This is a genomic window from Actinomadura montaniterrae (assembly GCF_008923365.1).
Lineage (GTDB): Bacteria > Actinomycetota > Actinomycetes > Streptosporangiales > Streptosporangiaceae > Spirillospora > Spirillospora montaniterrae.
Window position 1 is genome coordinate 1 of the sequence record NZ_WBMR01000304.1, and the last position, 8,995, is coordinate 8,995.

General features: G+C 73.0%; 10 protein-coding genes. 4 read left to right on the forward strand and 6 right to left on the reverse strand.

Annotated elements, in window-relative coordinates; genetic code table 11:
• From ggt to F9B16_RS46275, 3 genes are all read left to right on the forward strand, one after another.
• On the forward strand, positions 1–1,777 hold a 1,777-nt coding region (ggt, locus tag F9B16_RS46265), incomplete at its 5' end, for a gamma-glutamyltransferase (protein WP_225992545.1).
• A gap of 74 nt (positions 1,778–1,851) precedes the next feature.
• Complete coding sequence (gene cutA, locus F9B16_RS46270; RefSeq protein ID WP_151546635.1) at positions 1,852–2,211, forward strand: divalent-cation tolerance protein CutA; 360 nt, start codon at positions 1,852–1,854, stop codon at positions 2,209–2,211.
• A 146-nt stretch (positions 2,212–2,357) separates the two neighbouring features.
• The gene (locus F9B16_RS46275; RefSeq protein WP_225992546.1) at positions 2,358–3,257 is read left to right on the forward strand and encodes an oxygenase MpaB family protein; all 900 of its coding nucleotides are present in this window, start codon (positions 2,358–2,360) and stop codon (positions 3,255–3,257) included.
• 33 nt (positions 3,258–3,290) lie between these two features.
• Here F9B16_RS46275 and F9B16_RS46280 read toward each other — a convergent pair whose 3' ends face one another.
• Entirely contained in the window at positions 3,291–4,847 is a 1,557-nt protein-coding gene (locus F9B16_RS46280) for a DHA2 family efflux MFS transporter permease subunit (protein WP_151546636.1), read from the reverse strand.
• Between the two features lie 115 nt (positions 4,848–4,962).
• Between F9B16_RS46280 and F9B16_RS46285 the strand changes: the two genes are divergently transcribed.
• A complete protein-coding gene (locus F9B16_RS46285; RefSeq protein WP_225992547.1) occupies positions 4,963–5,562 on the forward strand; it encodes a MarR family winged helix-turn-helix transcriptional regulator in 600 nt (199 codons plus the stop codon).
• Here the strand turns inward: F9B16_RS46285 and F9B16_RS46290 are convergent.
• The 5 genes from F9B16_RS46290 to F9B16_RS46310 form a co-directional block, all read right to left on the reverse strand.
• Positions 5,546–5,845, reverse strand: a complete 300-nt coding sequence (locus F9B16_RS46290) for a metal-sensitive transcriptional regulator (protein WP_151546637.1) — start codon at positions 5,843–5,845, stop codon at positions 5,546–5,548. The two genes, F9B16_RS46285 and F9B16_RS46290, sit on opposite strands and share 17 nt — an antisense overlap.
• A 76-nt stretch (positions 5,846–5,921) precedes the next feature.
• Entirely contained in the window at positions 5,922–6,521 is a 600-nt protein-coding gene (locus F9B16_RS46295) for a histidine phosphatase family protein (RefSeq protein WP_151546638.1), read from the reverse strand.
• A 35-nt stretch (positions 6,522–6,556) separates the two neighbouring features.
• Complete coding sequence (ald, locus tag F9B16_RS46300; RefSeq protein WP_151546639.1) at positions 6,557–7,672, reverse strand: alanine dehydrogenase; 1,116 nt, start codon at positions 7,670–7,672, stop codon at positions 6,557–6,559.
• A 157-nt stretch (positions 7,673–7,829) separates the two neighbouring features.
• Positions 7,830–8,639, reverse strand: a complete 810-nt coding sequence (locus F9B16_RS46305; RefSeq protein WP_151546640.1) for an SAM-dependent methyltransferase — start codon at positions 8,637–8,639, stop codon at positions 7,830–7,832.
• Between the two features lie 127 nt (positions 8,640–8,766).
• The coding region (locus tag F9B16_RS46310; RefSeq protein WP_192809334.1) for a glycerate kinase at positions 8,767–8,995 on the reverse strand (229 nt) is incomplete at its 5' end.

Below are 8,995 nucleotides of genomic sequence, written 5' to 3' on the forward strand. Positions count from 1 at the left end.
CGCGTCGGCGGCCCCGCCCGCGCCGGCCGCGCCGCCCGGGCAGCGCCCGCCGGCCAAGCAGCCCGTCGCCACCGGCTACGGCGGCGCCGTCTCCACCGTCGACCCGGACGCGAGCCGCGCCGCCCTGGAGATCCTCAAGCGGGGCGGCAACGCGATGGACGCCGCCGTCGCGGCGGGCGCGACCCTCGGCGTCACCGAGCCGTACGTGTCGGCCATCGGCGGCGGCGGTTACATGACGTACTACAGCGCCAAGGACCGCAAGGTGTACGCGCTGGACGGCCGCGAGTTCGGCCCGGCGTCGATGAAGGAGGACTACTTCATCGACCCGGCGACCGGCAAGCCGCTCTCCTTCGCCGACGCCGTCACCAGCGGGCTCAGTGTCGGCGTGCCCGGCACGCTCGCCCAGTGGGACCTGGCGCTGCACCGGTTCGGCACCCGCAAGCTGGGCGCGCTGCTGCAACCGGCGATCAGGACCGCCGAGCACGGGTTCGTGGTCGACCAGGAGTTCTACGACCAGACCGCGACGAACGAGGCCCGCTTCCGCGACATCGTCCCGACGCGCGAGCTGTTCCTGCCCGGCGGGAAGCTCCCCGCGGTGGGATCGGTGTTCCGGAACCCCGACCTCGCGAACACCTACAAGCAGCTCGCGAAGCATGGCATCGGCTGGCTCTACGACGGGGAACTGGGCAAGGAGATCGTCCAGACCGTGACCAAGCCGCCGGTCGACCCGAAGGCCACCCGCGTCGTCCGCCCCGGCGTCCTGAAGACCAGCGACCTGGCGGCCTACAAGGCGCTGTCCAAGCAGCCGACGCACGTCTCCTACCGCGGATACGACGTGTACGGCGAGCCGCCGTCGTCGTCCGGCGGCTCGACGGTCGGCGAGGCCCTCAACATCCTCGGCAACTTCCGCCTCGACCCGCGCGACCCCGTCACCGCGCTGCACTACTACCTGGAGGCGTCGAAGCTCGCCTACGCCGACCGCGGCGCCTACGTCGGCGACCCCGCCAAGGTGAAGGTGCCGCTGGACGAGCTGCTGTCCCAGGGGTTCGCCCGCGAGCGCGCCTGCCTCATCAAGCCGGACCAGGCCGCCACCGCGCCCGTCCCGCCCGGCAGCCCGGACGGGCAGTACCAGCCGTGCGTCCCGCCCGGCACCCAGACCCGGGTGCTGGCCGCCGAGGGACCGCAGACGACGCACCTGGTCGTCGCGGACAAGTGGGGGAACGTCGCCTCCTACACCGTCACGATCGAGCAGTTCGGCGGCAGCGCCCTCACCGTCCCCGGACGCGGGTTCCTGCTCAACAACGAGCTGACGGACTTCTCGTTCACGCCGTCCGCGCCGGGCGGCCTGCCCGACCCGAACCTGCCCGGCCCGCACAAGCGGCCGCGCAGCAGCATCGCGCCGACGATCGTGCTCAAGGACGGCCTGCCGAAGCTGGCGCTCGGCACCCCCGGCGGGTCGACCATCATCACGACCGTGCTGCAGATCCTGGTGAACCGGCTCGACCTCGGCATGGACCTGCCCACCGCGCTGGCCGCGCCGCGCGCCACCCAGCGCAACACCCCGCAGGTCTTCGCCGAGCAGGCGTTCATCGACAGGTACGGCAAGGCGCTCGCGGCGCGCGGGCACCGGCTGGAGGTGTTCCCCGGCCCGCCGGCGGGCGTGATCGGCGCGGCGACCGGGCTGGAGTTCCTGCGGCCCGGGCTCGTCCAGGCGGTCGCCGAGCCGGTCCGGCGCGGCGGCGGCAGCGCCCTCGTCGTGCGCCCCGCCGGCCCGTGACGAGTGCGCGGGCCCGTGACGAGTGCGCCGGCACGTGACGAGTGCGGGCCGGGCGAGCGGGAAGTAGTGGGGGCATGGCGCAGTCTTACGTGCAGGTGACGACCACCACCGACGCCCGGTCCGAGGCGGCCGGGCTGGCCCGGTCGGCGGTCGCCGAGCGGCTCGCCGCGTGCGCCCAGCTCGTCGGCCCGATCGCGAGCACCTACTGGTGGGAGGGCGAGATCGAGAACGCCGAGGAGTGGATGGTGGTGTTCAAGACCACCGCCGACCGCTTCGACGAGCTCGCCACCCTGATCACCGACCTGCACTCCTACGACACCCCGGAGATCATCGCGACGCCGGTGGTGGCGGGCAGCCTGGACTACCTCGCCTGGGTCGCCGAGCAGACCGAGCCGGGCGAGCGCGACGAGGCGGTGGACGAGCCGGAGGACTGAGCGCCGCCCCGACCGCACCGTGGCCCGCGTCTCGCTCCGCGTCTTGGACCGTGCCGCGGCCGTGTGACGCACGCCATAGCCGGGTAAGTCTTCATTTACCGGGGCCGGCGTGGTTTCCTCGGCCGCGGAGAGGAAGGCGGGGCGACGTGCGCGAGCAGTTCGAGGTCCGGGAGGGCGGCGCCGGGGACGGCGAGGACCGGCGCGAGGACACTGGCCTGTTCGGCCCGGGCTCGGTGACCTGGCGGGTGATGGGCGAGCCGGTGCTGATCGTCGGCGGGATCCGGGCGCTGCTGCTGCAGGCCCTCCATCCCCGGACGATGTGGGGCACGGCGCAGAACTCCGAGCTGATGAACCCCGACGCCGCGTGGGCGCGGCTCGGCCGGACCGTCGAGTTCGTCCGCGTGCGCACCTACGGGACGCACGACGAGGTCGAGCGGGTGGGCCGCCGCGTCCGCAAGCTGCACTCCAAGCTCACCGGCCTCGACCTGCGCACCGGCGAGACGTTCCCGGTGGACGACCCCGAGAACCTGCTCTGGGTCCACATGGGCGAGGTCGACTCCTACCTCGACGTGGCGCGCCGCGCGGGCGTGCCGCTGAGCGCCGCCGACGCGGACGCGTTCGTCGACGAGCAGCGCCGCGCCGCCGCGGTCGTGGGCCTCGACCCGGCGGGCGTGCCCGGCTCGGTCGCCGAGATGAAGGACTACTACGCGGACATGCGGCGGCGGATCTTCGCGTGCCGGGAGGCCCGCGAGGGCCTGAAGCGGATGTTCAGCCCGGCCGTCCCGCAGCACCTGATGCCGCTGAAGCTGGCGGCGCCGGGCGTCGCGATGCTGGTCGTGTCGACGCTGCCGCGCTGGGCCCGCCGGATGTACGGGCTGCCGGGCCTGCCGACGTCCGACCTGGCCGCGACGCTGGCGCTCAAGGGCCTGTACCGGACGACCCACGCCGTCCCGGAGCGGTTCCGGTACTCGCCGGACGCCCAGCGGGCCAGGCGCCTCACGCGCGCGCACGAGGCGGACCTGGCCACCTGGTCGATGGCGTCCTGACCTTGCTTCGCGCTGGGAAGCGCGAGGTGCCGGTCAGGCCATCGGCGGGGGAGCATCGCCTGCCGTGGCGTCCGCTCTGTCGTCCTTGCCGTGCTTGGGCAGCAGCAGCGCCGGGACGATCAGCACCGCGGTGAGGACCATCGACACCCAGAACGTGGTGCCGAACGCGTCCGCGAGCTTCGGCGCGACCTGCTCGCGGATCCGGTCGGGGATCTCGCCGACCCCGGCGGCGCCGCCGTTGCCGCCCGCCTGCGGCAGCCGCGAGCTGATCTGGCGGGACAGGATCACGGCGAGCAGCGCCACCCCGACCGAGCCGCCGAGCTGGACGAGGATGTTCAGCGTGCTGCTCGCCCGCGACGCCGCCGAGCGGGCCAGCGTGGTCAGCGCGGCCGACATCGTCGGCATCATGGTGCAGCCGAGGCCGAGGCCCCGGACGTACAGCGCGGCGCCGAGGTACCAGTACGAGGTGTGCGCGCCGACCAGCGCGAACGGGATGGTCCCGACCACCAGCAGCACGATGCCGACCGGGACGATCCGGCCGGCGCCGAGCTTGTCGGTGACGATGCCGGAGAACGGCATCGCGGTGGCGGCGCCGAGGCCCTGCGGGGCCAGCAGCAGCCCGGCCGCGAGCGCGCCCTCGCCGCGGGCGGTCTGGTAGTACAGCGGGATCAGCAGCATCGAGCCCATCAGCGCGATGCCGACGAGGAACACCGCGACGGACGCGGTCGCGAACGTCCGGTCGGTGAACAGCCGCACGTCGATCAGCGACCGCTCCCGCCGCTGCAGGCTGTGCAGCACGAACAGCGCCACGAGGACGGCGCCGGCGACCAGCCACGCGATCGTGGAGGTGCTCCCGAAGCCGCCGTTGCTGTTGGCGGTGGACAGCCCGTAGATCAGCAGCGCGAACCCCGGCGGCAGCAGGAACAGCCCGCGCAGGTCGAGCGCGGTGGAGCCGCCCCCGCCCTGCCCTTCCTGCTCGTGCGGCACCTTCCACCAGGCGAGGGCGAAGGCGAGCGCGCCGACCGGGAGGTTCACGAAGAAGATCCAGCGCCAGTCGACGTCCTCGACCAGCCAGCCGCCGATCACGGGGCCGAGCACGGGGCCGAGCAGCATCGGCACGCCGACGATGCTCATGATGCGGCCCATCCGCCGCGGCCCGGCGGCCATGGTGAGGATGGCCATGCCGGTCGGCATCAGCATGCCGCCGCCGAGGCCCTGCAGGACGCGGAAGATGATGAGCGACTGGATGTTCCAGGACGCGCCGGACAGCACCGACCCGGCGACGAACAGCACGATCGACAGCATCCACACCCGGCGGCCGCCGAACCGGTCGACCGCCCAGCCGGTGATCGGGATCACCGTGCCGAGCGCGAGGGTGTAGCCGGTGATCGTCCACTGGATCGTGGACAGGCTCGCGTGGAAGTCCTTGCCGAGCGTCTGCAGGGCCACGTTGACGATGGTGGTGTCCAGGATCGCCATGACGGTCCCGGAGACGATCACCAGGCCGAGCAGGATGACCTGCGGATCCAGGCGCTCGGTCGCGGCGGACGCGCCCGGCGGCGCCAGGTCGGTTGGCGGGCTCTCGGCCATGGTCGGCCCCCTCGTGTGTGTTCCGGTTGCCCCGTGTCCCCGTTGTGAAATGCTTGAAACGCCTTGAAGTTCAACGTATTTACACTGCAGCACGGAATGTGTTGAACTTCAAGGTATGTCCGGGAAATCAGGCGCGGCCGTCACGGCCGGTGGCGCGCCGGACGGCGCGCCGGACGGCGCGCCGGCCCGCGCCGGCACGGACCGCGCCGCGGACACCGCCGTGGACACCGATCTGGAGACGATGGTCCAGATCATGGGCCGGATGTTCCGCGGCATGAAGGGCCGCAGGGCGCACGAGGAGGCCGAGGAGCTGATCGGGCTGGTCAAGGCCGCCGGCCTCGGCCCCCGCCACGTCCCCGTGCTGATCGGCCTGGTGCTCAACGGCCCGGTCCCGGTCGGCGTCCTCGCCCGGCACATGGCGCTCAGCCCCGCCACCGTCAGCCAGCTCGTCGGCGAGCTGCAGCGCGGCGGCTTCGTCGACCGGCGCCCCGACGAGCGGGACCGCCGCCGCATGATCGTCAGCCTGCACGAGGAGCGCCGCGCGCTCGTCGAGCGGTTCGCCTGGCGGCGCCTGCGGCCGCTGCGGATGACGCTGGAGGCGCTCGGCCCCGCCGAGCGCGAGCACTTCCTGCACGGCTGGCGGACGCTGGTGGAGATGATGGAGCGGGCCGGGAACGACGACCCGCTGTGCGGCGGGGTCAGCCGCGGCGCATGAGCCGCCCGACCGCCGCCATCAGCTCGGTCGACATCTCCTCGCCCTTGCCCTCCTGCGTCCCCTCCGCCACGCAGTGCCGGACGTGCCCGTCCAGCAGCCCGAGCGCGACCTTGTCCAGGGCCGCCTGGACGGCGCTGATCTGGGTGAGGATGTCGATGCAGTAGCGGTCGTCGGCCACCATGCGGTCGATGCCGCGGACCTGCCCCTCGATCCGGGCGAGCCGGGTCTGCAGCTGGTCCTTGGTGGCGGTGTACCCGCGGGTGGGGGTCTCGCTGGTCGCCATCTCCGTCCTCGCAATCACTCCGGGGCCGCGCGGGTCCCTGGGACGCCCCGCCGGGGGAGATCCCCCGAGGGGTATTTTATGCGGTCGGATCGGCCGGGACGTTCCACGAGGTGATCACCGGGTGGCCGTGTTCGGTCCCGAGCAGCGACAGCGTCCCGGTGGCGAGCGCGAAGGCCCGCCCGAGCGCGGGCTCCAGCCCGAGCCAGCGGGCGGTCAGCACCCGCAGCACGTGCCCGTGCGCCACGAGCGCCACGTCGCCGTCCGCCAGCAGCGGCCGCACCCGCGCGAGCACCGCGTCGGTCCGCTTCCCGACCTGCTCGACGGTCTCGCCGGGATGCTCGGCGTCGCCCGGGACCACGCCGTCGCTCCAGAGGTACCAGCCGGGCCGGTCCTTGCGGATGTCGGCCGTCGTGATCCCCTCGTAGCCGCCGTAGTCCCACTCCCACAGGTCGGGGTCGGTCTCGTCCACCGCCAGGCCCGCCAGCTCGGCGGTGCGGCGGGCCCGCTCCGCCGGGCTGGCCACCACGTGGACGATGTGCCGCGGCGCCAGCAGCGGGGGAAGCGCCCGCGCCTGCTCCTCACCGCGCGCCGTCAGCGGCAGGTCGGTGCGCCCGGTGTGCCGCCGGACCCGGCTCCACTCGGTCTCACCGTGCCTCAGCAAGATCAGCTCCCCCATGCGCCCCACCCTACTGGGCTACGGGGAGGCCCCCGCTAGTCGAGGATGGAGGCGAGAGGGGTGTAAGGGAGGTTGTGGGCCTCGGCGACGTGGTCGTAGACGAGCTCGCCGGCGTGGGTGTTGAGGCCCTTGGCGAGGGCGGCGTTCTCGTGCAGCGCGCGGCGCCAGCCCTTGTCGGCGATCTGCACGGCGTAGGGGAGGGTGACGCCGGTCAGCGCGTACGTCGAGGTGTTGGGGACCGAGCCGGGCATGTTGGCGACGCAGTAGAACGTGGAGCCGTGCACCGTGTAGGTGGGGGCGTCGTGCGTGGTGGGGCGGGAGTCCTCGAAGCAGCCGCCCTGGTCGATGGCGATGTCGACCAGCACCGAGCCGGTCTTCATGGCGGCGACGAGGTCGTTGGAGATCAGCTTGGGCGCCTTGGCGCCCGGGATCAGCACCGCGCCGATCACCAGGTCGGCGGCGCGCGCCTCCTGCTCGACCAGGTAGGCATTGGACACCAGCGTCCGCATCCGGCCCTGGTAGATCGCGTCGATGTGGCGGAGCCGGTCGACGTTGAGGTCCAGGACGGTGACGTCGGCGCCCATCCCGACGGCGATCTGCGCGGCGTTCAGCCCGGAGACGCCGCCGCCGATCACCACGACCTTCGCGGGGGCGACGCCGGGCACGCCGCCCGGCAGCACGCCGCGGCCGCCGTTGGAGGCCATCAGGTTGTACGCGCCGACCTGCGGGGCGAGCCGCCCGGCGACCTCCGACATCGGGGCGAGCAGCGGCAGCGACCGGTCCGGCAGCTGGACGGTCTCGTAGGCGATCGCGGTGACGCCGGCGGACAGCAGCGCGTCGGTGCACTCGCGGGACGCGGCGAGGTGCAGGTAGGTGAAGAGGGTCTGGCCGGCGCGCATCCGGTGGTACTCGGCGGCGACCGGCTCCTTGACCTTGAGGATCAGGTCGCCCTCGGCCCACACCTCGTCCGGGCCGTCGAGGATCTTGGCGCCCGCGGCGGTGTAGTCGTCGTCGGGGATGTGGGAGCCGAGGCCGGCGCCGCTCTCGACGAACACCTCGTGGCCGTGCCGGGTGAGCTCGTGCACGCCCGCCGGGGTGATGGCCACGCGGTACTCGTGGTTCTTGATCTCTTGCGGGACGCCGATCTTCACGGGGGCTCCTCCGTCAACGCTGACCAGGACGTACGCCGGGATGTACGCCTACAGCGTGCGGTGCGCGGAGCCCTCCGTGCCATGTGCAGGGTGAAAAGTCATCGCCCTTTTCGATGACAAGGTGTAAAGCGCCCCAGGTCGGCGCCGGAGCCCCGGGTCAGGGCTTGCGGGCGACGCCCCCGTACATGAGCCGGTGCCCGACCGTCAGCTCGTTCGGCACGGGGCCGTCGGGGCGCCACAGCGGCAGCGGGACCACGCCCGGCTCCAGCAGTTCGAGGCCGGCGAACCAGCGCTCGATCTCCTCGGGCGTGCGGAACCGGCCGGTGCCGAGCAGCCCCTGGTACTGCACCTCGGCGTCGACCGCCTCCTGGCTGGACGCGCAGAAGCTCGTGATGAACAGGTGGCTGCCGGACGGCACCGCGTCCATCAGCGTGTCGACGACCCGCTGCGGCTTCTCGTCGTCGTGCAGGTGGTGCAGGATGCCGACGAGCAGCACCGCGACGGGCTGCTCGAAGTCGATGAGCCGCCGCACCTCCTCGTGGGCGAGGATCTCCTCCGGCTCGCGGACGTCCGCGGTGACGACGGTGGTGCGCTCGTTCTCGGCGAGCAGCGCCCGCCCGTGCGCGAGCACGATCGGGTCGTTGTCGACGTAGACGACGCGGGACTCCGCCGCGACGGACTGGGCGACCTGGTGGGTGTTCTGCACGGTCGGCAGCCCGGAGCCGAGGTCGAGGAACTGCCGCAGGCCCGCCTCGCCGGCGAGGTACCGCACGCCGCGGCCGAGGATCTGCCGGTTGTAGGCGGCCACGTCGTAGATCTCGGGGACGATCTTGACGATCTCGTCCACGAACGCGCGGTCGACCTCGAAGTTGTCCTTGCCGCGCAGGACGACGTCGTAGGTGCGCGCGATGCTCGGCTTGGTCACGTCGATGCCGAGTGATGCCCAATCGTACTGCTCGTCCGCCATGTGCGCCCGCCTCGTGCCGCTGTGGAGTTTTGCCGGATACCGCCGCCACCCAAGATCTTAGACGCGGGTCCAGCCGTCCGTCCCGGAACTGTCGAATGTCTTTCGGGCCGGACGCGCCCGGCCGGAGTCAGTGGCGCGGCGGCGCGGGCAGCCACTCGTCGGCGATCGCGACCGTCAGCTGCTCCAGCAGCGGCCCCGCCCGGCGGACGCGGCGCTCGGCGTCCGGCTCGATGTCGTCCAGCGCGTACACCGCCTGGATCCGCGCCTTGCGCAGGCGCTCGCCGGTCAGCCCGCGGCGCCCGGCCACCGCGACCACCGGCGCGCCCGCGCGGGCCGCGGCGCGGGCGACGCCGATC

Bases quoted from the DNA above. Each gene is read 5' to 3' on its own strand.
- F9B16_RS46290 (WP_151546637.1), bottom strand. From the start codon at position 5,845: ATGGCGACCAGCGAGACCCCCACCCGCGGGTACACCGCCACCAAGGAC.
- F9B16_RS46280 (WP_151546636.1), bottom strand. From the start codon at position 4,847: ATGGCCGAGAGCCCGCCAACCGACCTGGCGCCGCCGGGCGCGTCCGCC.
- F9B16_RS46295 (WP_151546638.1), bottom strand. From the start codon at position 6,521: ATGGGGGAGCTGATCTTGCTGAGGCACGGTGAGACCGAGTGGAGCCGG.
- F9B16_RS46305 (WP_151546640.1), bottom strand. From the start codon at position 8,639: ATGGCGGACGAGCAGTACGATTGGGCATCACTCGGCATCGACGTGACC.
- cutA (WP_151546635.1), top strand. From the start codon at position 1,852: ATGGCGCAGTCTTACGTGCAGGTGACGACCACCACCGACGCCCGGTCC.
- F9B16_RS46285 (WP_225992547.1), top strand. From the start codon at position 4,963: ATGTCCGGGAAATCAGGCGCGGCCGTCACGGCCGGTGGCGCGCCGGAC.